We start from the raw sequence: 23,856 nt of genomic DNA on the forward strand, positions 1-23,856 counted from the left end.
TAGCCATCGAAAAATAAAGTTCTTGCACTTAGGTATAGTGAATTCAATAATTTTTGTGAGAATAAGCTCTGTGATTCATTAAATGAAAAGGAATTAACTAAGGTCCCAACATTTAAAATATCTAATAGAAGGTATATACTACTAAATGTGATATAAACGTTTATGTAAAGAATTAAAAAAATCAATAATACGTATACTTTTTCTTCTCTGATTAAAGAAAACATATAATTGCTTTCCTTTCTTATTAACAGGACGGGTCGTTAAAATACTATGATATAAATTCTATTCTTAATACTTGATTTTGAGAAGTAAACTTCAAAGAAACCTCTCTCACGTGTTTTTTGCCTTTGTCGCATCTTTAGACTGTTCATTGATCTTCCTCCCGCATTATTCTAATGCACATGAAATGCTTCATAAAATCAAAAAAACTACAGATTCAAAGGACTAGGATTTGTTACGTTTATCATCATAAGACAAGTTGAGCTATTACTAAGCTCAACTTGTCTTCACCAATAATTAAAAGGATTACATATTAAATCTTTTGTACTAAATAATTCCTAGCAATCGTTTTCGTGTCTGTTTGCAGCGACTCCACCATTAAGTGGAATTTGTTGAACCTGTAACACTTTTAAAGTAAGGTCGGTAACGATTTTTTCACGTAATTTGTTAAAACTGTCGTTATTAGAGCATTTGCCTTTGTGTGAGTCAAATGAATGTGGAGAAAAGTCAAGTTCAAAGAATTCCGCGCTAATAAGTTCACAGAATGGCTGTTCATTGTAAATGACACTATTTTGGAAGTAGTATTTATCCAAACGAGGAGATTCTCCGTGTTTAGGATCAAGAAATTGTGCTCTTCTTTGCTCTCCAAAGCCGAAAATCGGTAAATTCATTAGATCACCAGTTAAATCTGCAAAACCAGAAAATGGAACCTTGGCTGTTAAAGTACGTAGTGCGCTATTACAGCCATATGGTGCGTACTCGATGTTTTTACGAATATACCCTTCTACGAATAACTTGGCTCCTTCAGAAGTGAAGAATCCTGAGTCGTTTATTTCTGTAAATGGACCTACAGGAACGAGTTTGCATTGTGTTAAGAAAACATCCTTTAATACTCTTTTAATTTCCGTTGCTGGCGGATCAAGCGGAATGTCAGCTTCTACTACCACTTGAAGCGTTGTCTCAGCTAGAACAAGCGGGACTTTAATAAGTGCACCAGTTAGATCTGGATTAACGACAGGAGTAGCTGGAGTATCCTGAAGTTGAACCTCTGTACGTGCTTTAACATCACAGTTTACTTTACCGGGATCTGGAGCCTTCTTCGTGTTATTTCTATTCACGATAGTATTATTTAAATAGCTTTTACCAAAGCCTACCATAATAAAAATTCCTCCTATTTATTATTGTTAATAGTCTATTACCTTTACATTAATAAGATATTCGATTAGTAAGATTATGACTAGACTAATAATAGGAGTCAATCGTTGATTTTTATTAGTAAATTGAAATTTCATCATCTCAGATTCTATGGAATTTATTAAGTTGAACTAAAGGCCTACTCCAAAAAATAATTTTTAATCATTCTTATGGTGACAATTAATAGCAATAAGAAATAGCATTGGCTCTTGAATAAAGCCTTCGATAAATACATCATTTGACCTTGTCCGTTCCATCAATACATGTAATCATAAAACAAGTTGAGCCATTACTAAGCTCAACTTGTTTTCACCAATAATTAAATGGCATATTTATTAATCTTTTTGTGTTAAATAAATCTTAGCAATCGTCTTCGTGTCTGTTTCCAGCGACTCCGCCACCATTAAGTGGAATTTGTTGAACCTGTAACACTTTTAAAGTAAGATCGGTAACGATTTTTTCACGTAATTTGTTAAAACTGTCGTTATTAGAGCATTTGCCTTTGTGTGAGTCAAATGAATTCGGAGAAAAGTCAAGCTCAAAGAATTCCGCGCTAATAAGTTCACAGAATGGCTGTTCATTGTAAACGACACTATTCTGGAAGTAATATTTATCCAAACGAGGAGATTCTCCATGTTTAGGATCAAGAAATTGTGCTCTTCTTTGCTCTCCAAAGCCGAAAATCGGTAAATTCATCAGATCACCAGTTAAATCTGCAAAACCGGAAAATGGAACCTTGGCTGTTAAAGTACGTAATGCGCTATTACAGCCTTTTGGTGCGTACTCGATGTTTTTACGGATATATCCTTCTATGAATAACTTAGCTCCTTCAGAAGTGAAGAATCCTGAGTCGTTTATTTCTGTAAATGGACCTACAGGAACGAGTTTACATTGTGTTAAGAAGACATCCTTTAATACTCTTTTAATTTCACATGCTGGCGGATCAAGCGGAATGTCAGCTTCTACTACGACTTGAAGTGTTGTCTCAGCTAGAACAAGCGGGACTTTAATAAACGCACCAGTTAGATCTGGATTAACGACAGGAGTAGCGGGAGTATCTGGAAGTTGAACCTCTGTACGCGCTTTAACTCCACAATTTACTTTGCCGGGATCTGAAGCTTTCTTCGTGTAATTTCTATTCACGATAGTATTATTTAAATAGCTTTGACCAAAACCTACCATAATAAAATTCCTCCTATTTATTATTGTTAACAATCTATTAGTTTTACATTAATAAGATATTCGGTAAGTAGAATTATGAATGGACAAATAGTAAGAGTTTAACGTGGAATTTTATTATGGCAATCTTAGAATTGAACTAATTGCAGCAATTGAATCTTTAGATCTACCGCTATTTTCTGATCTACTCGATAATAAACTTTTTTTAACCATTCCCTTGGTGACATCTTTTCCCAATTAATTGCCGGGAGATATTCCATTGATTCTTGAATAAAGCCTTCAATAAATAAGACACCATTTGAAGCTGTCCGTTTCGTTTGATCTGACGAATAATTGAATTTGGAAGGTAAGAATTTACAATTTGTCAATACAACCTCTGTTGAAACTTCCAAAATCTCCATGATTCCTTTATCCATTAATGTGTTTTCCTCTAATGCGATTTCAATATCATATTCCCCAAGTACTATTGGAATAAGAAACTTTGCATATGGAAATGCATTCCTAAAAACGTCATGCTCTTCTAGTGAGTTTGATTTCTGTTTAAAAGGTTTCGTTATTTCTTGCTGGATGTTGTTACTATTCTTAGATACTTTAGAAGACTCTTTATTTAAATTCATCATTGCATGTACGTTAGAAAAAGCCAATCTGCCATATGGCTGCTCATGATAATAAGTGGATGTATTAAGGTGATATGTCTCAAAGTCAGGATTCATCCCAGTTTGATCTTTGAAGTTAAATGAACGCTCTGCTGTATGAACGAAAATTGGCTGTTGAAGGAAATCGTCAATTTTTATATAAGTGGAAAATGGAACTTTAATGTGTTTCACTTGGTTACCAATAGATGTATTATACCCTGCTAAAACAGTGTTTTTGTTAACATTATTATGGTTAGATATCTCTACTGCTTTTGTATTGTTTGTTGCAGAGAGAGACGTAATCTGATAATTATTATTAAATTTCATTTCAATTTCACTCCTTGAACAATCCTGTTTGCCTACTATTTATTTATGCAGTTAATCATCTTTCGTCCCTGTTTACACGAATTTTAGCTCGTCCAAAACGGGCTGTAAGAGTGAAGGACGGTTAGAAGCAGAATTTGAGTATGAGATGTAAGAAAAAATTTAACCGTTTGTAAAAAAGGCTCCGTGATTTTACTTCTTGTGGATATTATAAAATTTGAGGTTAGTGGTGTATGAAACTATATAATGAATTATCAATCTGGTGGTCATTGCTGTCACACAACACAGAGTGGTTTAAATGGGATAACAAACATCTCTCAGAGAGCTAGAACAGATGATAATCTCACCCATACAACAAAATGAGAAGCTGAACTAGAGCATTATCTCAGTTTCGTGTGTTTTGCAAAAAGTGGCCATTATTGAACGACACCTACCAGGTAATCTGACTACTATAACGATAATATTTTTCTAGTTTGCAGCATATGTTTAAAGAGAGAAATCACATTTCTACTTTTTCCATCAATACAAAAGGGAGGATTGTTTGTTATGGTTACGAATACGGATTTAAAAATTAGGTTTTCCCAGCTGGAAGCTGAATTAGGACAAACCCAGAATTATATAAAAGAAAAGTTAAAAAATCTTAATAAATCAAGCTTCGAAGGTGCAGCATTCTGTTATTTTAATCAAACTGTCGTATTGGATTATGAGCAGTATTCAACACATCAAATTACTGGAGATTTTCACATAAAAAACTTGTCAGCAACTCCAGTGGAATTACCAAGAATACTTCTCAAAATTACTACAGAAGATGAATTTAAGTTTACTGGAAAATATAAGTCGTCTAACCAAAATCAACAAACCCATAATTTTGAATGGGAGCGTATTGAATTAGGAAATGTTGACCCAATTACCCATTACTTATTAAAGCCTGTCCAAGCAAAAGAAATTTACCCTACTGAGCAATTGTCATTTCAGGACTTTCAAATCATCATTCCATTCGGTACTACTATACGTGTTGACGGTTTTGTTTATTTTGAAGGGAAGCAAGATGGTATCTCTGCAATTAATTCCATTAATATTGCAGGTTAAAAGAAGGAGAGTGAAGTTGAAGTGAATCATAAAATAAAAGAATTATTGGAACGTTCAGTTATTAAAATGCTTGAAGAAGAATTAGAAAATAGTCCATCGGTAATGTCCAGTAGCGATGGCAAAACAATAGTAACGATGAAACAGAATAGTATGGTTTCTCTCTTGCTTTATCTTCATTTAATCAATAGGGAGAGTGTACAAAGCAATCATAAAGAGAGTCATAACAATGTGGATGAAACAAAAGCCATGAATGAAACTGCTTCTGAATCTGGAGTTAAGGATATGAATGATGAAGAGGCAGAGGATTTATTTCAGATAATTAATGATTTACAACAAAAAAATAACAACTTTCATCAGGAAATAGCTGATTATTTTAAAGATAAAACATAATAATTGATTGTTTGCTTGTCGCTTCTGCTCAAAAGATCGTCATGATCACCTTGGGGCAGATTTTTTTGTGTTGATAAAACTTCTCTTATGTTTTAAAAGTTGAATAACGTAGTCTTTAATCTTATAAATTCAAATTATCTGGTTTAATCCTCTCAAGAATTTGTCACGGCAAATAATCCTACTTCATTGTGGATTTTCGTAAAAATTATTACAAAACTAGACGTATACACGGGCAAATTAATTATAGTCGCGTAACTATGTAAAGAGGAACAAAAGGGGTGGGTGAAGCAGTTGAAATATAATCGTGTTATGCATTTAGAAAGAACTTCTTCCGGCAGATTTCGTGAGGTAAGAAATCCAGTGGTACGTAGTACACAAACGAAAGGACAGCAGGAGGATAATAGTATGTCGGAACTATACGATAAAGTGAAAGGAATTATGAAAACCTTAAATACGTCAGAGGTTAAATTAGCTGGAAATATGGCTAAAGATTATATCAAACAATTTTTCCAAAATGATTCAATGAGTCAGGAGGAACAATACTCGGAAGAAGAGGATGAACATAAATCACAGCAAGAGACAGAGTCAATCGATGAAGATAAAAGCCAGCAAAAAATAGCATCCAAGGATGTTATTTTGATAATGTTACGCCATGCTTTAGATGACCCTGCGGTGCAAGAACAGATTAGACACTATATTAGGAAGCTAGGAAACGATGAGGAAAGGTTTAATCAGTTGATATTGATTATGTCAGATATACTTCAAAAGAAATAAGTTATGAAAAGGAGTCTTAAGGTCACTTCTTACTTTATGAGCTATACTGGATAGCTATAAAATAATAAAGTTTATTTTATTATAGATTGATAAACTTTTCCTGTAAGAGTGTCTCCACTAAACTAGTTGAATACAGTTTTCCAATGAAGCTATGTTAAGCAGCTTCTTTTTTTATGGTTACATGCTTTGTAGAAACTGCATAAACCAAGTGTGTGAGAAATTGCTTTTAGGGGCAAATGATTCCTTATGGCAGAAAGCTCTGTTGTGCTTGAAGTTGTTAATTTCACATATCATCAACCACTGCTATTATAACTTAAATTTTCTCTGCTTCTAAATATTCATAGAACCGATTCCCTTCTATTAGGAGGATCGATTTTGAGCCAAAATGATATGAACAGTTGTCCGTGTTAATAAAACACTTGATGAGGTGTATATTTTAAATTCCCACAAGCGTTTTACTGAACGTTTAATATAATTTTTAAATATATCAAGGTGCCTATTTGAATTTTATATAGTATTAATGAAAAGAAACAACGACCAAATTACATATGCAATGCTGGGAAATCCGCACATATATAAGAAAAAAATTGATTAATAGGTTAGAGTCTTTAACTCATATTCTCTTTATGAATATATATAGTATCACACTGTACAAGACTAAAATTGTTTAAAGTGCATCATAAATTTAGTGAAAATAATAGAAAAATTCAACATAGCACAGCGTATGCGCTAGATTGTAAGCTCGAAGGGAGCCAAAGACTTTCGCAGACCATGGATGATTTTGATTTTAGCAGATATATTTTGAGATTAACTTAGAACTTTGCTGTGTTATTTTTACCGTATTTATGGAATCACCTATGGCAGTATACGAATATTTAAATAAAGAGAGTAGGAACTAATGTGTATTTTAGTGAAAAAAAAGTATTGGTTATCGGAGGTACCGGAACGATAGGTAAAAGTATAGTGCAATCGATCATGAAAGAAAATCCAACATTAATAAAAATATTTAGCAGAGATGAATTTAAGCAGCACAAACTTCGATATGAGCTAGATAATAATGAAAAATTACGGTTGGTAATTGGAGATATTCGTGATTATGATAGCTTGTTTGCTGCTATGCATGATATTGATTATGTATTGCATTTAGCAGCAATGAAGCATGTTGATCTGTGTGAATACAATCCATATGAAGCTATTAAAACGAATGTACAGGGAACTAATAATGTAATTAAAGCTGCAATTTCACAAAACGTAAAAAAAGTAGTGTTTACGAGTTCAGATAAAGCTATTTCTCCTACTAATACGTATGGTGCGACTAAACTTATTGCAGAACGGTTAATTTCTTCTACTGAATATAGCACAAACGGGAAACAGACGATATTCGCAAGTGTTCGATTTGGTAATGTAATGGGATCAAGAGGTTCAGTAATCCCACTTTTTAAGGAGCAAATTCTTAAAAATAGGAAAATTACAGTTACTGATAAGGATATGACTCGTTTTATGATGTCGTTGAATCAGGCCACACAGTTGACAATAAAGGCTTTGAAAGAAGCAAAAGGTGGGGAGGTTTTTGTATTAAAAATGCCTGTTATTAGACTAGGAGATTTAGCTGATATTTTAATAGGAGAAACATGTAAAGAACACGATATGAAAATGGATGAAATTAATGTTGAGGTGATGGGGTTACGACCAGGGGAAAAAATGTATGAAGAATTGATGACCTACGATGAGTCTAGGGAGGCTTGGGAATTAAAAGATATGTATATTATTCCAGGAACTGAAAAGGTAAGATACAACAATGCGAAAAAGTGTAATCATGGAACATACAGTTCGATGAATCAAGCACCATTAAACGTTAATGAATTACGTAAATTGCTAAAGGAAGAAGAACTAATTTAAAGGAGGTTATGAAGTCATATGGATACTTTTGTGAAAAATTATTGGTCTTTATACCTTGACTTTCTAAAGGATTTTGAGAAGTTAAATTATAAAGGTTTTTCATTACCGTATTTATGTCATTTGCCTAGCTTTATTATAAACAGAGAACCAATTTGGGAGGAACTGCAGGATGCTAAGTTTGCTAGAAAGTTAAAAAATCAAGTTAATGATCAAAGTGAATTTCAAGAGGTATTTAATAAGTTTGTATACTCACACAAGAAAAAAGCATCTGTGAAAAATAAGGATGGTAAAGTAGTATTACATGTTGACAAATTGCTCCGTTTTCCACAGGATACAGTTACCGATTATTTTGATCCGTCGAATACAATCCAATTATTTTCAACTGGCAAAAGTAAGGGCCAAAAGGCTAAGCCACCAGCCGCAGCCGTTAGCAAGACTAAAGGAAATAAACCTGAATCAACAACTAAAATTAAGAAGAAGAAAAAAGCTGTACCTCTATCAAACACCATAATTATAAAAAAAGAAAATGTAAAGAGAAAGAATGTTGTAAGACCAAACAAAATAATGAATAAGTTACCCGTATATTACTTTAATAATTACGCAACGAATACAGAAAAAGTGGTCTCACAAGTTCAAAACCAGGCAAAAGTTATGATTAAAGCTTATAAAAATCATCATCTCTATAAGCATAATCAATTTCAAGAATGGTTGCTAAATAATATAGCAACGGTTATTAATCAAATTGAAATGTCGATAAACTTTCTGAATGATGTTTCTGTCTCTTGTATTGTTGTATCAACAACGCATAGTTATAAAAGTCGGGTATTAGCTTTAGTAGCAGCAAAAAAAGGAATACCTACTATTTGTATGCAGCACGGAATTATTTCGAGTGAACTTGGTTATATACCCAAAATTGCCACAATTGATGCTGTATACGGGAACTTTGAAAGAGACTGGTTTAAAAAAATAGGCTCACCTGGTAAATCACTTGAAATTATTGGTCACCCTAGATTTGACCAGGTATATAAACGTTCTGTTATTACTCGGGATAAGTTCAATCGTACATTAGGATTGAATCCAAATAGACAGACATTAATGATTGTTGTCAGAGGAGACAAAGATAATAACAGTTGGAGATCATTAATTAAAACAATCTCCAAAAAAGTTAATCTTAATATAGTAATTAAGAATTATCCAAGTAAAAAACCTCATGCTTTAACAAAAGAATTCCCATTTGTTTATTCAACGCAGGGTTATAATATTTATGACATATTCCCTAATGTTGATGCTGTGGTTGCTTATTCTTCTACAGTAGGTTTGGAAGCAATGTTAGCAAAGAAGCCCGTATTTATCTTAGAGGAGACCTTCGTCGGCTATACAGGATATTATACAAGTCTTGGTAATTTGGTTCAGTCAGATGCAAGAAAATTAGGTGATGAAGTAAGGAAATACTTTACAGATGTTCAGTCAAGAAGCTACGCAGAGAATAAGAGGAACAAGTTTCTTCGATACGCGTACCCGAGTTCCACCAAGTCTGGGGAGCGATTGAAAAACTTGATTAATAGGCTGATAAGTTAAAAGTAGATGTACGCTTTCCGAGATCTAACTTGGTGGATTCCAACAGTCTAGGAATACAAAGGAGTAATCGAATGAATACAACTTCACGTAATTATTGGTCATTGTATGTAGAGTTTTTAGAAGCCTTTAAGGATTTAAAGTATAAAGGGTTCTCTATCCCCTACTTATGTCATTTTCGTAGTCTGAATCATAGAAATAATTATATCTGGGAACATTTATCATCAGAGGAATTTATAAAATCTTTATCGCATGAAGTGAAAGATAAAAAAACAATGCAACAAATTTTCAGTTCATATAAACAAACCCACATAAACCGAAAAGGCAGCAAATTATTCAAGAAGGCAAGCCATGCAAATGGAAAAGTAGTTTTATATGATGTCTATAATTTGATGCGTTTTCCGAAAGAAATAATGACAAAACATTTTCCTCCTGCAGACACTATTTTTCTTCAAGACTATAACCCTAAGGAACAGCCGAAAGTAATTGAAGGTATTCCAGAAGCAGGGATTCCCTCTCATTATTTAGATGAATACAGGGTTAATGTAAGTTCGAATATCCAAATTTTAAAAGGTAAAGTGGATGAAATTATATCGACTTACACCGATCATCCAATGTTTAATAACGAAACATTCAAACAATATTTTTATATGCAAATAGAGGGTATAGTCAATCGTATTGAGGAGACCAATAGGTATTTTAGAATGAATCCAGTCTCCTGTATTGTTTTTTCTTCTACACATTATTACCAGAGTAGAACAATTGCCATGGTCGCAGCTGAGATGGGAATTCCTACGATATGTATGCAGCATGGCATTATTGGAGATGAAATTGGTTACATGCCCAAGATAGCGGATGTAGATGCTGTTTATTCAAACTTTGAAGTCAACTGGTTTAAGCAATTAGGTTTATCGGATCAAGCTGTAGAAATAATTGGACATCCAAGGTTTGATGCTATTCATCAAGGTCCTTCTATCTCTAAAAATGAACTCGAAAAACAATTAGAATTAAAGCCAAATAAGAAAATGATATTAATGATTGTCAGGGGTAAAATACAAATGGAGAAATGGGAAACATTCATTGATAATTTTGATGGTATAGACAATTATAATATTGTCATTAAAGATTTTCGGTACTTGAAGCCACATGAACTGACTGCTAAATCTCCCGACGTCTATCCATCTAAACACTTTCAATTATATGATTTAATTCATCATAGTGACTTAGTCGTTTCTTATATTTCTACTGTAGGATTGGAGGCTATGATTGCTAAAAAGCCAGTTTTTGTTTTGTCCAGCCCTTTTCCGACGTATACCGGTTATTTTGACTTTTTAGGTGAATTAGCACAACCAGACCCTTTAATAATCACTGAAATGATCAATAATTATTTTATAGATGAAAAGTTTAAAGAGCTAGTTGAAGAAAAACGAGAAGCATTTTTATCCCAAGCATATCCTGCAGCGAAACCCTCTGGTGATAGGCTGGTCGACTTAATTAATCGGTTGGCAAATTAGGGTATAGGTACTTTTAGTTCAACTTCACTATCTAATTTGTGAAAAGTAAGGGGTTAACCAATTGGAACAGAATTATTAATCCTCATATAGAGACTTTGTGAAATTCTTAAATGATTAAATTAGTTATAGCAGATACAGAGATAATCCTAGCAAATTAGTGAAAGCTCTGACAACCGATTTAGAAGTTAAATTCAACGTTAAAAAAGTGGAAAAAATGAAAGATGATTTTATTGCTTATAAATACTATGATCCATCAAGGACACCCGTTGATAAATTGAAAGCATTATTTCACAAGCTACTTTATAAAAATGATTTAGCTCTCAATATCTTTAGGGATAGAGGGCTTTTTTGAAAAAGTAATGGCTTTTTCAAACAATATTTTTAGGAAACTAAAAAATATGACCAACAAGCCTATTAAACCATTTTATCAAACCAATAAAATGAGGATAAGTCGATCATTTTTAGGTTGTTACCCTCTATCATATGCCAATACGCTTTCTTTTTTTTTACATATTATATTGTATCCTGTATGAAAAAGTGGAGGTATTAACGTGACAGAATCAAAACTTAACGAAATTCATGATCATTGGGTTAAAAACAGTACTCCAATGAGATATGCGAATAAACTGGAAAGAAGCGAGTTTTTATTGAAGTATGTAGAAAAATATGTAGAGAAAAAGGGAAAGGTTCTTGAGATTGGCTGTAACGTTGGTCGTAATCTGAATCACCTCTATGAGCATGGTTATAAAGGAATGACTGGCATTGAAATTAGTCAAGAAGCGGCTATATGTCTACAGGAAATGTACCCAAAACTTGCGGACGATGCGGTAATTATTAATTCTCCAGTAGAGGATGTAATTAAAAAGTTTCTTCCTGATACTTTTAACTTAGTATTTTCGATGGCAGTTTTTGAACATATCCATCCAGACAGTGAGTGGATTTTTGAGGAAATAGCTAGAATTACAGGGGATTACCTAATAACCGTTGAAGCAGAAAAAACTTCACATTGGCACATTTTTGCAAGAAACTATAAGAAAATTTTCGAAAATTTTGGTTTTAAACAGGTGGAGGAAAGTAACTGTAAAGAAGCTGGTTTAGAACTCTATACGCTTCGTGTATTTAAAAAAGTAAGAAAATAACTTTTCTTACTCGCACAAGGGAATACGTATTGAACAGCGTAATTGCTGTTGATTTTGAGTTGAAAATGTCATCGGGGGATATATTGATATAGGAGGATACTATGAATACCTATGTAAAAAATTACTGGTCACTATACCTTGATTTTCTTCGCGACTTTCAAAAGTTGAATTATAGAGGATTTTCCTTATCATTTATATGTCATTTTCCTAGTTTAATCCGAAAAAATACAGAGCTTTGGAAGGATTTGTATGATGATAAATTCACAGCACGATTAAAAAATGAGGTGAAAGATCAAAAGGAAATTCAGGAGGTATTTAATAACTACATGCAGTCTCATAAGAAAAAACAATTAGTCAAAGGTAAAAACGGAAAAATAGTAGTAAATTATGATACAATACTCCGGTTTCCGGCAAAGACATTCGATGATTATTTTGATCGCTCAAAAACAATGATTGTAATGGCGGGCAGTAAAAACAATAAAAAAAAATCTAGTAGTGGTGTTACAAAGAGAACGCTATTTAATCTTCAAGTCAACTATTTAAGTAACTATAAAATAGATACAAAAAAGGCTATAATTAGGCTGCAAAATCAAGCGAAATCCATGTTCAAAACCTATAAAAATCACCATCTATATAAGGATGCAAATTTCCAAACGTTATTCTTGAAAAAAATAGCTGAAATAGTAAATTGTATTGAACGGTCCATTCATTTTTATGATGAAGTTCTTGTCTCTTGTTTACTTGTAGCTAGTACGCATAGTTATATAAGTCGTATCTTATTGTTAGTTGCTGCGGAAAGGGGCATACCAACTATTTGTATACAGCATGGAATCCTTGCAAATGAGTTTGGTTTTATACCTAAAATCGCTACGATTGATGCTGTATATGGCAATTATGAGGTGGAATGGTATAAGCGATTGGGTGTCTCAAAAAAAACTGTTGCCATTACTGGGCATCCAAGATTTGATCAAGCATTTCAGCCATCCACAGTAAAAAAGTCTACGTTTTATAAACAACTAGGGCTTGATAAAAATAAAAAAACAATAATGATTGTCGTTAGGGGGAATCGCGATATTGCTAAATGGAGGATCTTAATTGATACAATTTCTAAAAGACTACATTTAAATATAGTGATTAAAGACTATCCTATTAAAACTCCACACGATCTCACTAAAGAGTTTCCATTTGTTTATTCATCACAAGACTACGATTTATATGACATCCTTCCAAATGTTGACGTTATCGTTTCTTATCCTTCTACAGTGTGCTTAGAAACTATGCTTGCAAAAAAACCTTTATTTGTATTGGAAAAGAAATTACCAAGTTATACAGGTTATTATAATAGTTTGGATGATTTGGTTCAAAAAGATCCTAAAAAGTTAGGAGAATTAGTAATAAAATATTTCACTGATTTAAACTATAAAAATAAAGTAGAAGAGAAAAAAGAAAATTTCCTTCGTGTTGCTTATCCTGATTTCAGCATGTCTGGTGAACGACTAAAAAGGTTAATTAGTAGGCTAATAAGCTAGGGTTTAATTAGGAAGTCACCATTTTTATTCATGTTTACTCATATACTGATGTAAGTGCAAGCGAGAAATGGAGCTAAATGATGTATCAAGATATTTGGGCAATAGGGTAAGGTAATACAAAAGAAAAGCAGAGAATTCGAGAAAAGGCATAATTTTATAAAACAGTCATTAGAATGATAAGAAAGAAGCTGATTGTGTCCATTTACTGGATTCAGTTAGCTTTTACTTTAGATGGTTTGATTTTTGGCATTTCTCTTTCGTTGTTTGTAAACCATTAAAGATTTTTATGTGCATTCTTTGTGATATGTTCTCAGGTTAACAGTTTTCCAGGGCTAAGGTGTTAGTTTTTTGAAACTGAGGATGTCAATCCATCGTCTTAATAAAAACAAACAAGCTTGTATAATTTTAAATTGAATGACCGGTAATAGTTATTCAGTGAAGATTAATTAATGTCGGATTCACGATGTATTTTTTATTTATAATTGCATGATAAATATATCACTAAGCATAATATTCTATTCTATATAAATTGATCTGGATATCACCAGTCTCCCAAGACCTTTTCAAATAGTTGAACTTTAAGTTGAACCCGAACATATTTTGTCAGCTGTAAATATGATGTTTTAGAGGGGTTTTATGAAAGGGTGAAGGTATTGAAAATTCTTGTAACAGGCGGTGCGGGATTCATCGGAAGATGGGTAGTCGACCGACTATTAAAAGATGGTCATCAAGTATGGGTCTTGGATGATCTTTCAAATGGACGCATAGAAAATGTAAAGGATATGAGAAACGAAAAGAATTTTATGGAGTTTATCAATGGAGATATAAAAGATATTCGCATTCTCAATCATTTGTTCATCAATAAGTTTGATATTTGTTATCACTTAGCTGCGAGTATAAATGTGCAAGATAGTATTGATGATCCGCGAACTACTTTCAATAACGATGTAATTGGCACCTTCAATATTCTGGAGCAATGTAAAAAAAATGATGTAAAGGTTGTATTTATGAGCACATGTATGGTGTATGAACGTGCTTGGAGTGAAGAGGGAATAAATGAAGCGAATGCGGTTAAACCAGCTTCACCATACGCCGGATCGAAACTGGCTGCAGAAAATATGGTGTTGTCTTATTATTATGCCTACGATCTTCCCGTAACAATTATACGTCCATTCAATACGTATGGACCATATCAAAAAACAGGGGGAGAAGGCGGGGTGGTCGCTATCTTTTTAAAAAACAAGTTAGCTGGTAAGCCATTGCAAATATATGGTGATGGAAAACAAACCCGCGACTTGCTGTATGTAGAAGACTGTGCACGCTTTGTTGTTGAATCTGGTTATTCTAACAAAGTAGATGGCGAAATTGTTAATGCCGGTCTTGGCAAAGATATCAGTATAAATGCTTTAGCAAAGTTAATGGTTGAGGATGAAGACCATATTAAACATATCACGCATATCCATCCTCAGAGTGAAATACCGAAATTGTTATGTGATTACAGTAAAGCTAAGAAACTATTGAACTGGGAACCAAAATATAGTTTAGAAGAAGGGATTAAAAAGACAGAAGAATGGATTAAAACAACGAATCTAATCTAAAGGAAGGAGTAAATGATGAATAAAAAAGAAGAATTAGCACTTAATGGCGGCACTCCAATAAGAGATTCCTATTTGCCGTATGGCAAACAGTGTATTGATGATGAAGATATTAAAGCCGTAAACAATGTATTAAAAAGTGATTTTATTACAACTGGACCAGCCATTTCTCAATTTGAGAAGGAGATTGCGGATTTTGTAGGAGCAAAATATGCAGTAGCATTCTCCAGTGGTACTGCAGCATTACATGCTGCGTGCTTTGCGGCAGGAGTCAAAGACAATGATGAAGTGATAACCACACCTATGACTTTCGCAGCAAGCTCTAATTGTATTCTGTACGTTGGAGGTCAGCCGGTATTTGCAGACATCGATCCCAAAACCTATAATATATCCCCTAAGTCCATTAAATCCCTTATCACAGAAAAAACCAAAGCGATAATAACAGTTGACTTTACTGGTCAACCAGCGGAGTATGATGAAATTATTTCGCTGGCAAAAAAATATGGACTTATTATCATTGATGATGCTGCGCATGCATTAGGTGCTACCTACAAAGATAGGCGTATCGGATCCATTGGTGATATGACGATGTTCAGTTTTCACCCTGTAAAACACATTACTACAGGTGAAGGTGGAATTATCACGACGTGCAATGAAGATTATTATGAAAGGTTGCAACTGTTTAGAAGTCATGGAATAACTCGTGATTCCTCGAAGCTAAAAAACAACCAGGGACCTTGGTATTATGAAATGCAAGAACTGGGATATAATTACCGGATGACAGACATTCAAGCAGCGTTAGGTTCAAATCAGCTTAAAAAGTTAAGCAGATTTCTTGAAAAAAGAAAAGAGTATGCGAAAAAATATACTGAAGCTTTTTCAGGTATAGACGCAATTACAACTCCATATCAGCAAGATGAATGTATTTCTAGCTGGCATTTATATATTGTTCGATTGGATACAGAGAAATTAAAAACAAATCGGCTCGAAATATTTAAAGCTTTACAAATGGAGAATATTGGGGTGAACGTTCACTACATTCCGGTACATTTGCATCCATATTATCAACAGTTGGGTTACAAAAATGGTTTGTGCCCTAATGCTGAAAAAATATATGAAGAAATCATAACACTACCATTGTTTCCGACAATGTCTGAACAAGACCATTATGATGTAATAGCTGGAGTGAAAAAGGTAATTTCCTATTATTCTGGTGACCTGAGGTAAGAAAATGAAGGTGGTACAGTAGTAGCAATTATCAAAGCTTCGAAGAGTTCATCTCAATTATCCAGAAAAGTTTTTAAACAAATACTTGGGGTCTCTGTGAGTATCATTGAGATATAAATAACACTTAGTGTTAAATCTCGACTTTCTTCAATACAATCCCAAAGTTTTGTCTGCTATTAAACAGTTTGGGGAGGTCAAAAAGTTGAAATATTTAATGCTGTCTACGTACCCCTCAAAAGGGTCGAGAAATTCTGGAGATGATTTAATTGGAAAAAGTCTAATAAAACTTTTGAAAAAGCTTAAAGGAAATGATATCCAAATAGATACCGCATATATTGCAGATGCAAATCTTACCGATAATTTAAAGTTTAATTATAGCGCTATATTAGCTCCAGCTTTAAGACCAACGGCACTAGGCGAAGTTGTTGCACCAAAATTCCGAAATGATTATGTGAAAATAGCTCTTGACCATAAAATACCGTTTTACACTATCGGCGCTGGATGGAGTCAGTATCCTGGTACTGTTTCTCAGTCAAAAATCCTTAAGCTAAATCCAACTGAAATTGGAACCTTTAAAAAACTTTTTAACCAAAAGATGGGGACAAATAAAATATCGTGCAGAGATATTTATACGGAAAATGTTTTAAAAGGTAATGGTATTTCATGTTATGGTACTACTGGAGACCTGGGGTTGTTTGATACTGATTTTTTAGGATTACCGTTTAAACATCCTAATAAAATTAAAAATATTGCCGTTTCGATGCCACATAATAAGCATCACCTCTCAAAGGCATACGAAATAGCTATGAACCTAAAAAAAAGGTACTCCTGCAATGTTAAATTGGTATTTCACGGCTATTTTGGAAAGTTAGGTTCTTTATTACCAAAAGACTGGTTAGATAACCAAATTCAAATTATTGATTTAGCTGGAGGAGCAGAAAAGTTAAATTACTACGATAAAATTGATTTGCATGTTGGATTTAGACTTCATGCACATATTTGGTTCTTAAGAACTCGTAAACCTAGCTTACTTATTGCTGAAGACGGTAGGGGGACTGGGCATCTTACCACAATTAATGGGCTGGGCTATTCAGCTGCTCCTAATTCTGTTTTTAGTTTGGCAGAATTTCTACCTGATAAAATTAATGAGTGGAGGAAATATTTAAGTGAAATTCCTCCTTCTGACGATGTTTATAATATGTTAGATAGCGAGATTAATTCTGGATTTGATCAAACAAAGAATTCATTAAAAATTATTGATCATCTATGGAAAGAAAAAATGAAACCATTTTTAAATAGCATCCCTGAGTAACTTTGCGTCTTTTTTCATAAATTATTTACCAAAAGACAATTTAAATTTATTACATTAATAAGTTATTATAAGTTCAAATTAACAATAATGTGTAAATATATTGAAAAATGCAATAAGGAAATGCTTTAACTTTTACAGAATTTGATAACCTAATAGTTGGAGTAAAAAAAGTGATTTCCTATTATTCTGGGGACCTGAGGTGAGAAAAATGAAGGTAGTAGCAATTATACAGGCACGGATGGGTTCGACTCGATTACCAGGAAAAGTTCTTAAAAAAGTACTTGGCAGGCCTTTGTTAGCGTATCAGTTGGAGAGGGTAAGTAGATCTAACTATATAGATGGAATCCTTGTCGCAACAACTGACCAACTTCAGGATGATGCGATTGTTTCTTTCTGCCAGATGGCAAAAATACCGTATTACAGAGGGTCAGAGAGTGATGTACTAAAAAGATATTATAAAGCAGCTAGTCATGTAAAGGCAGATGCAGTAGTCCGTTTAACCTCTGATTGTCCAATTATTGATCCAACACAGATAGATAAAGTTATACAAGATTATTTCCTCCATAAGCATCCTCTGCAATACTCTTCAAATGTATTAAAACGGACATTGCCAAGAGGTATGGATACTGAAGTATTTTCTTTACAGGCCTTAAAAGAGGCATATGACAAGGCAACATCTAAAACAGATCGTGAGCATGTAACAAGGTATATGATAAACAATCCTTTAGATTTCAATTTAACGAATGTTTCCAATAACGAAGACTATAGCCACCACCGTTGGACGGTAGATACGATTGAGGACTTTATACTCATAAATAAAATTTTTGAAACTCTTTATCCATATAATCCGGAGTTTACAATGGAAGATACCATCGAATTACTCGATACATTTCCAGAATGGCAGTTGATTAATACGAATATCCAACAAAAAGAAGATTGAAAGTGTGAATCCATGAATATTTTTATAAGAGCTGATGCATCGACCAATATTGGAACTGGCCATGTCATGAGATGCCTGGTTTTGGCAGAGGATCTTCGTAAGAGAAGCGTAAATGTCACGTTTATTTGTCGGATGTTACCCGGTGACTTAATCGCACATATAGAAAACAAAGGGTTTTCCGTCATTTCCTTACCACCAACCGAAAATAATATATCGGCTAACGAAGATGAGATTAGCAATGAAAATTGGTTAAATCTAAATTGGAAAACAGACGCACTACAAACGATTGAGGCGATATGCAAGAAGCCTGAAATTGACTGGTTAATAATTGATCACTATGGCATCGAAAAAAAATGGGAACGTAGCGTAAGACCGGAAGTAAAAAGAATAATGGTGATTGATGATTTGGCCAATCGTTCGCATGACTGTGACATATTGTTAGATCAAAATCTTTATAGAAATCTAGAAAAGCGATATGAAGAATTGATACCTGAATCTACCTCAACGTTATTGGGGCCAAAATATCTCTTATTAAGACAGGAATTTAGGGATTTACAATTTGTAAAAAATAAGAATGTCACCATAAAACGCATCCTGATATCGTTTGGTGGGAGTGATCCTACAAATGAAACAATGAAAGCAATCAAGGCTATAAAAATAATCAATCGTCCAGAGATTGCTGTCGATGTTGTTGTCGGGATTTCTAATGAGAAATATTCAATTATCAAGAAATACTGTGAAAAACTCCCTAATATAAAAATCCACTATCAGATTGACTATTTAGCCAAACTTATGTCAGAAGCTGATTTGGCAATTGGAGCAGGGGGAAGTACAACGTGGGAAAGATGTTATGTAGGCTTACCTGCTATCACAATTGAAACTGCTGAGAATCAATCTGAAATTTTGGCGTATTTATCAGAAATAGGTGCAATATGGCATTTAGGTGTTAGTGAGAAGGTGGATGAAGAGGATATCGCAAACAATATATTAAAATTAATTAATTATCCAACTGTGCTGGTTGAGATGGTGAATGCTACAGCGTCAATTATGGGTGACTTTAGTGATAATCTTGTTGTTGAACGGTTACTTGAAGGAGAATAGCGATGATTAATCAGGAAGATTTTCAATTGAAACCAATCCATTCTGAGAATCTGAAAATTGTACTTCAATGGCGTAATTCTCAGCGGGTTAAATCATTTATGTATACGGATCACCAAATCACATGGGATGAACATTGCAAGTGGTTTGAAAGTCTGAAAACAGATCCGCTTAGGGAAACTTTTTTGTATTATCATAAAAACCTTCCTTTAGGATTAGTTAATTTTACGAATATTAATAAAGAAAACGCTCGATGTTATTGGGGTTTTTATATAGGCGAAGAAACTGCACCTAAAGGATCTGGAACCATTATGGGAATATTGGCTCTGGATAAAATTTTTAATGAAGTAGGGATGAACAAGGTATGTGCGGAAGTTATTCATACGAATAGTGGAAGCTTTCGTTATCATAAGAAATTGGGATTTATAGTTGAAGGCAGATTTGTCGACCATGTGTGGAAAGATAATCAATACTTGGATGTTATCCCTATGGCACTATTCAAAGAAAATTGGGCAAAAGTGAGAATTGAACTTTTAACCGATCTGAAAGGAGGTACATGATGAAAAAGATAAGCTTGGGGGGGAGGGAAGTAGGTCCGGACACCCCTCCATTTATAATAGCAGAAATGTCCGGAAATCATAACCAGTCGTTAGAACGCGCCCTGGAAATAGTGGAAACGGCAGCGAAGGCTGGAGCAAATGCGTTAAAAATACAAACATATACAGCAGATACAATGACATTAAATGAGGCCAAGGATGACTTCATGATTCATGACTCGAAAAGTATTTGGAAAAACAAATCGCTATATGAGCTATATCAGGAAGCATATACACCTTGGGAATGGCATCAGCCTATATTTGAACGCTGTAAACAATTGGGTATGATTGGTTTTAGCTCCCCATTTGATGAAACAGCAGTTGATTTTTTGGAATCGCTGAACGTTCCCTGTTATAAGATTGCTTCATTTGAATGTACTGATTTGCCTTTAATACGAAAAGTAGCTAGAACCAAAAAGCCAATGATCATTTCAACAGGGATGTGCTCTGCTGCAGAAATAGAGGAAGCTGTAAATGCTGCAAGAGAAGCAGGCAGTGAGGATCTAATCTTACTCAAATGCACAAGCACGTACCCAGCGTCACCAGAAAACACCAATATAAGTACAATTCCGCATATGAAGGATTTATTTCAATGTCAGATTGGCTTATCTGATCACACCATGGGGAGTGGAGTAGCTGTTGCAAGTGTTGCATTAGGAGCAACTATTATTGAAAAGCATTTTACTATTTCCAGAAAAGATGGTGGAGTAGATGCAAGTTTTTCCCTCGAACCTCATGAATTGGAAGCATTGGTTACGGAAACAAAAAGAGCTTGGCAATCACTTGGGAAAGTACAATATGGTCCATCTGATGCTGAAAAATCATCAGGAAAGTATCGGCGTTCTCTATATGTAACTCAGGATATGAAAGCTGGTGAGATATTAACAAAGGAAAATCTTAGAGTAATTCGTCCTGGCTATGGTCTCCCACCGAAGTATTATGATATAGTATTAGGAAAGACAGTAGTTCGAGATGTGGAAAAGGGCACTCCGGTCAGTTGGGATATACTCTAGATTCTAATCTTTTCATTAGAAAACTTTTGAATTATCGTTTGAACTTATGGGAAGGAGTTTAGAGTGTCTTATCCTTCAACTAAAAATACCTACTTTCATTTAATCAGCAAAAAGCAGTTTTTTGATAAATTTTATCAAAAAACTGCTTTTTTAACTAGCTGGTAATGGATTTTTGAAGTGATTTTAGCCTCTATAAATAGAGCGGGATTTCCATTTATAAAAGGTCAAGATTTGTATCTATAATTATTCAGCACTCAACTCTGTAATTTTTTAGGGAGTTTTAATCTATTATACTCTATTAATATATAGTTATTGTTACCTGCTCTCTTTTTTATGTAAGTTGCTCTATAATGTATTCTGTTAATGGTAGATTAAGATTATTTTCATTTGTTTTATTCTCATATTATATGTGTTTACTTTCTCTGATAATATTGCTAGACCTCTTCGTTTCATTACTCTCTCAACTTTTTAGGTTCCATTGGTATAACTATTAACTATTAATTACTGTATAAATATTGCTCAGAGTATAGAAGAGGCTTTCTTGGAAGGGACTGAAATCCTATACTAGACACTGTGGATAAGTAGGTAATCGACTTTCTCTATATCCAGATATTGATAATCAGCCCTTCGTTTAATAGCCTCAAATCTATATGTTAAACACTAGTTCATATACAAGACCGCACAATTAATCCTATTCGGAGGAATGAATAATGGTCTTCTTAATTACCTTATTTTCATGCAGCACCCACTTCTTCCACTTACTTCTATCGGTCTTCTTTTAATGGATGACGAATCGATCACAATTGGTGTATTAGAAGGTTTTATCATTTTATGATTATTTTTTTGATTAATCAGTTTTTTGGATTTCAAATTTATCAACTCCTTGGATGTTATACTGCATTATAGTATATATGTTGTAAAAAAGGTCGGGCTATAGCGAGGGATTTATACAAAAAAGGCATTCTTCATAGCTGTTTTTTTCAATTTGATAACATTTAGTAAATGGAGGATTTGTTTTAAAAGAAATAATCACCATTTTTACTTTATTATCAGGGTGATTGGTAATATCATAAACTGAAGGAACAGGTGCTGTAGTAGGGTGGGAGTGATAGACAGCTAATACCTGCTCGCTCAGTTTTTTAATTTCTTGAATGGTTTTTTCAATCGTTCTTTTTTCTACAAAAAATCGTCTATCAGACCTTAGCCTATTTTCTAACTGCCAAATTGAATTTATTTTATGATTATTACCCGATAACAAACCACATGCCTCGAAAGGTAAACTCGACCTCCCATGTTTCAGCATATTATTATATATACCCTGAGGAATAATTATCTTTTTCTCTTCCATGCTAAACCTTACTTTTGAAGAGAGAAAAAAAGGAAGTGAATTCTTTTTTATTGTCGGATTTTTTTTCTTGATTATTCGATTTCTTCTCTTCATCATTGGAGGTTTCATTAGCAGGAATTTCTTTGGCAGTAGTTTCTCTTGGCTGTGTCGAAACACTGGAATAATCATCTTGTTGTTTATTCGTTTCAAAATGATTCTCAACATCTATGTGATCTGTTTGATGTTCCATAACTATATTTTCGTCAGTAAGAGCCAGATTATCGCTATGAGTAGTTAAAGAATCATTTTCTTGAATAATATTATCGTCTTTTTTTTTCTCTTGATTATTTGATGCTGTGGTTTTGGTAATGATATTTTTATTTAATTCATATGGATTATGCCGATAAGTCTTCCTCCCTTTACTCTTTAGAGTAGGTTTTTGAACATCATTATGAGAGTCAATTGGATGAACGATTTGATCTCTGGTTGTTGATTGCATGAAATTTCGGAACTTTGTTACGTCATTTTTTTTTTGGTTTGGTGCTTGCTCAATATATCTGGAAGATTCAAGCATATTCTGTAATTGTCTGTACTCTGATTGTCTAGGGGAATGTTGAATGTTGTTTGTATGGTGCTTTTGAGTATTTGATTGCATGTGTTCTTTTAATTGTAAAATTTCTCCTCTTAACCGATTGATATCATTTTTACCTTCTACCAACATGTTATCTTGCTTTAAAATAACATGATTTATATTTTCAAGCAGTTCCGTAAAACGGACTTGATTGACCTTTTCCATTATCTTATTAATATCTTGCTTTAATTGAATTACCGAATCATTCATGGAATTAATCTTTGCGGAAAGTTCTTTTTCCTGATGTTCGTATTCATTTATTTTATGCTGGAAATTATCTTCCATTATTCTCACTTCTCCTTCAAATTCAGTAAATTTTAATTTTAAAAGATGAAAATCATTTTTCGTCTTAACGTAATCATCTATCATATCTCCGATTTCTAATGATTCGAGCGTATATTTGTAGAAATTGAGTCTTTGATTCAATTCTTCAATCTCCTGAGCATTGTATAATTTGAATTGCTCCATCATTAATCACCCTTTTACAGCACATTAATATACTATTGATGAAACACCAATACGTGACAAATGTGCAGAATTTAAATACTTCTTTTTCTGATCTCTCATTATTCTAATCGTATGCATCGTTTATTTTTTTTAAGCTAAAGAAAATCACGTATGATTTGTGTTTGCAGCAGACCGCTTTGATATTTATGA

The 23,856-nt window shown here is 33.6% G+C and carries 21 protein-coding genes; 16 read left to right on the plus strand and 5 right to left on the minus strand.

The genetic code is table 11. The annotated features are described in order from the left end of the window. Nucleotides 1–557 precede the first annotated feature (557 nt). The 3 genes from NST46_RS13695 to NST46_RS13705 all read right to left on the minus strand — a co-directional run bounded on the left by NST46_RS13695 (nucleotide 558) and on the right by NST46_RS13705 (nucleotide 3,554). Complete coding sequence (locus tag NST46_RS13695; protein WP_240033867.1) at nucleotides 558–1,376, minus strand: CsxC family protein; 819 nt, start codon at nucleotides 1,374–1,376, stop codon at nucleotides 558–560. A gap of 397 nt (nucleotides 1,377–1,773) precedes the next feature. Continuing rightward, entirely contained in the window at nucleotides 1,774–2,595 is an 822-nt protein-coding gene (locus NST46_RS13700) for a CsxC family protein (RefSeq protein ID WP_240033866.1), read from the minus strand. Nucleotides 2,596–2,720: 125 nt separating this feature from the next. Further along, nucleotides 2,721–3,554: a BC_2427 family protein gene (locus tag NST46_RS13705; RefSeq protein ID WP_118890348.1), complete on the minus strand. Its 834-nt coding sequence runs from the start codon at nucleotides 3,552–3,554 to the stop codon at nucleotides 2,721–2,723. A 543-nt stretch (nucleotides 3,555–4,097) separates the two neighbouring features. Between NST46_RS13705 and NST46_RS13710 the strand changes: the two genes are divergently transcribed. The 16 genes from NST46_RS13710 to NST46_RS13785 all read left to right on the plus strand — a co-directional run bounded on the left by NST46_RS13710 (nucleotide 4,098) and on the right by NST46_RS13785 (nucleotide 22,076). Next, the gene (locus NST46_RS13710; protein WP_095314460.1) at nucleotides 4,098–4,640 is read left to right on the plus strand and encodes a hypothetical protein; all 543 of its coding nucleotides are present in this window, start codon (nucleotides 4,098–4,100) and stop codon (nucleotides 4,638–4,640) included. 21 nt (nucleotides 4,641–4,661) lie between these two features. Beyond that, a complete protein-coding gene (locus NST46_RS13715) occupies nucleotides 4,662–5,030 on the plus strand; it encodes a hypothetical protein (RefSeq protein ID WP_341137387.1) in 369 nt (122 codons plus the stop codon). Between the two features lie 291 nt (nucleotides 5,031–5,321). Further along, nucleotides 5,322–5,804, plus strand: coding sequence for a hypothetical protein (locus tag NST46_RS13720; RefSeq protein ID WP_341137388.1), 483 nt, complete (start codon nucleotides 5,322–5,324; stop codon nucleotides 5,802–5,804). A 900-nt stretch (nucleotides 5,805–6,704) separates the two neighbouring features. Continuing rightward, nucleotides 6,705–7,703, plus strand: coding sequence for an SDR family NAD(P)-dependent oxidoreductase (locus tag NST46_RS13725; protein WP_095314455.1), 999 nt, complete (start codon nucleotides 6,705–6,707; stop codon nucleotides 7,701–7,703). An 18-nt stretch (nucleotides 7,704–7,721) separates the two neighbouring features. Further along, complete coding sequence (locus NST46_RS13730; protein ID WP_341137389.1) at nucleotides 7,722–9,281, plus strand: hypothetical protein; 1,560 nt, start codon at nucleotides 7,722–7,724, stop codon at nucleotides 9,279–9,281. A gap of 71 nt (nucleotides 9,282–9,352) precedes the next feature. Next, nucleotides 9,353–10,792, plus strand: coding sequence for a hypothetical protein (locus NST46_RS13735; RefSeq protein ID WP_341137390.1), 1,440 nt, complete (start codon nucleotides 9,353–9,355; stop codon nucleotides 10,790–10,792). 551 nt (nucleotides 10,793–11,343) lie between these two features. Then, complete coding sequence (locus NST46_RS13740; RefSeq protein WP_341137391.1) at nucleotides 11,344–11,931, plus strand: class I SAM-dependent methyltransferase; 588 nt, start codon at nucleotides 11,344–11,346, stop codon at nucleotides 11,929–11,931. A 101-nt stretch (nucleotides 11,932–12,032) separates the two neighbouring features. Then, nucleotides 12,033–13,460, plus strand: a complete 1,428-nt coding sequence (locus tag NST46_RS13745) for a CDP-glycerol glycerophosphotransferase family protein (RefSeq protein ID WP_341137392.1) — start codon at nucleotides 12,033–12,035, stop codon at nucleotides 13,458–13,460. 653 nt (nucleotides 13,461–14,113) lie between these two features. Further along, nucleotides 14,114–15,058: a dTDP-glucose 4,6-dehydratase gene (locus NST46_RS13750; protein WP_095314466.1), complete on the plus strand. Its 945-nt coding sequence runs from the start codon at nucleotides 14,114–14,116 to the stop codon at nucleotides 15,056–15,058. A gap of 15 nt (nucleotides 15,059–15,073) precedes the next feature. Then, nucleotides 15,074–16,282, plus strand: a complete 1,209-nt coding sequence (gene pseC / locus NST46_RS13755; protein ID WP_118890360.1) for a UDP-4-amino-4,6-dideoxy-N-acetyl-beta-L-altrosamine transaminase — start codon at nucleotides 15,074–15,076, stop codon at nucleotides 16,280–16,282. A gap of 202 nt (nucleotides 16,283–16,484) precedes the next feature. Beyond that, nucleotides 16,485–17,594, plus strand: a complete 1,110-nt coding sequence (locus tag NST46_RS13760; protein WP_341137393.1) for a polysaccharide pyruvyl transferase family protein — start codon at nucleotides 16,485–16,487, stop codon at nucleotides 17,592–17,594. Between the two features lie 208 nt (nucleotides 17,595–17,802). Continuing rightward, complete coding sequence (locus NST46_RS13765) at nucleotides 17,803–18,534, plus strand: glycosyltransferase family protein (protein ID WP_303448038.1); 732 nt, start codon at nucleotides 17,803–17,805, stop codon at nucleotides 18,532–18,534. Between the two features lie 12 nt (nucleotides 18,535–18,546). Continuing rightward, nucleotides 18,547–19,635: a UDP-2,4-diacetamido-2,4,6-trideoxy-beta-L-altropyranose hydrolase gene (gene pseG / locus NST46_RS13770; protein WP_303448037.1), complete on the plus strand. Its 1,089-nt coding sequence runs from the start codon at nucleotides 18,547–18,549 to the stop codon at nucleotides 19,633–19,635. 2 nt (nucleotides 19,636–19,637) lie between these two features. After that, the gene (gene pseH, locus NST46_RS13775; protein ID WP_095314445.1) at nucleotides 19,638–20,192 is read left to right on the plus strand and encodes a UDP-4-amino-4,6-dideoxy-N-acetyl-beta-L-altrosamine N-acetyltransferase; all 555 of its coding nucleotides are present in this window, start codon (nucleotides 19,638–19,640) and stop codon (nucleotides 20,190–20,192) included. Next, on the plus strand, nucleotides 20,192–21,241 hold the full coding sequence (pseI, locus tag NST46_RS13780; protein ID WP_095314442.1) for a pseudaminic acid synthase: 1,050 nt from the start codon (nucleotides 20,192–20,194) through the stop codon (nucleotides 21,239–21,241). Before pseH ends, pseI begins: the two co-directional genes overlap by 1 nt. A 703-nt stretch (nucleotides 21,242–21,944) precedes the next feature. After that, nucleotides 21,945–22,076, plus strand: a complete 132-nt coding sequence (locus tag NST46_RS13785) for a hypothetical protein (RefSeq protein ID WP_262366405.1) — start codon at nucleotides 21,945–21,947, stop codon at nucleotides 22,074–22,076. A 96-nt stretch (nucleotides 22,077–22,172) separates the two neighbouring features. On the opposite strand, the gene NST46_RS13790 is transcribed toward NST46_RS13785, so the two are convergent. Both NST46_RS13790 and NST46_RS13795 read right to left on the minus strand, forming a co-directional pair. Next, a complete protein-coding gene (locus NST46_RS13790; RefSeq protein ID WP_158586306.1) occupies nucleotides 22,173–22,589 on the minus strand; it encodes a M67 family metallopeptidase in 417 nt (138 codons plus the stop codon). Between the two features lies 1 nt (nucleotide 22,590). After that, nucleotides 22,591–23,667, minus strand: a complete 1,077-nt coding sequence (locus NST46_RS13795; protein WP_303448036.1) for a hypothetical protein — start codon at nucleotides 23,665–23,667, stop codon at nucleotides 22,591–22,593. Nucleotides 23,668–23,856 lie beyond the last annotated feature (189 nt).

It is taken from the genome of Oceanobacillus sp. FSL W7-1309 (assembly GCF_038002145.1).
Lineage (GTDB): Bacteria > Bacillota > Bacilli > Bacillales > Amphibacillaceae > Oceanobacillus > Oceanobacillus profundus.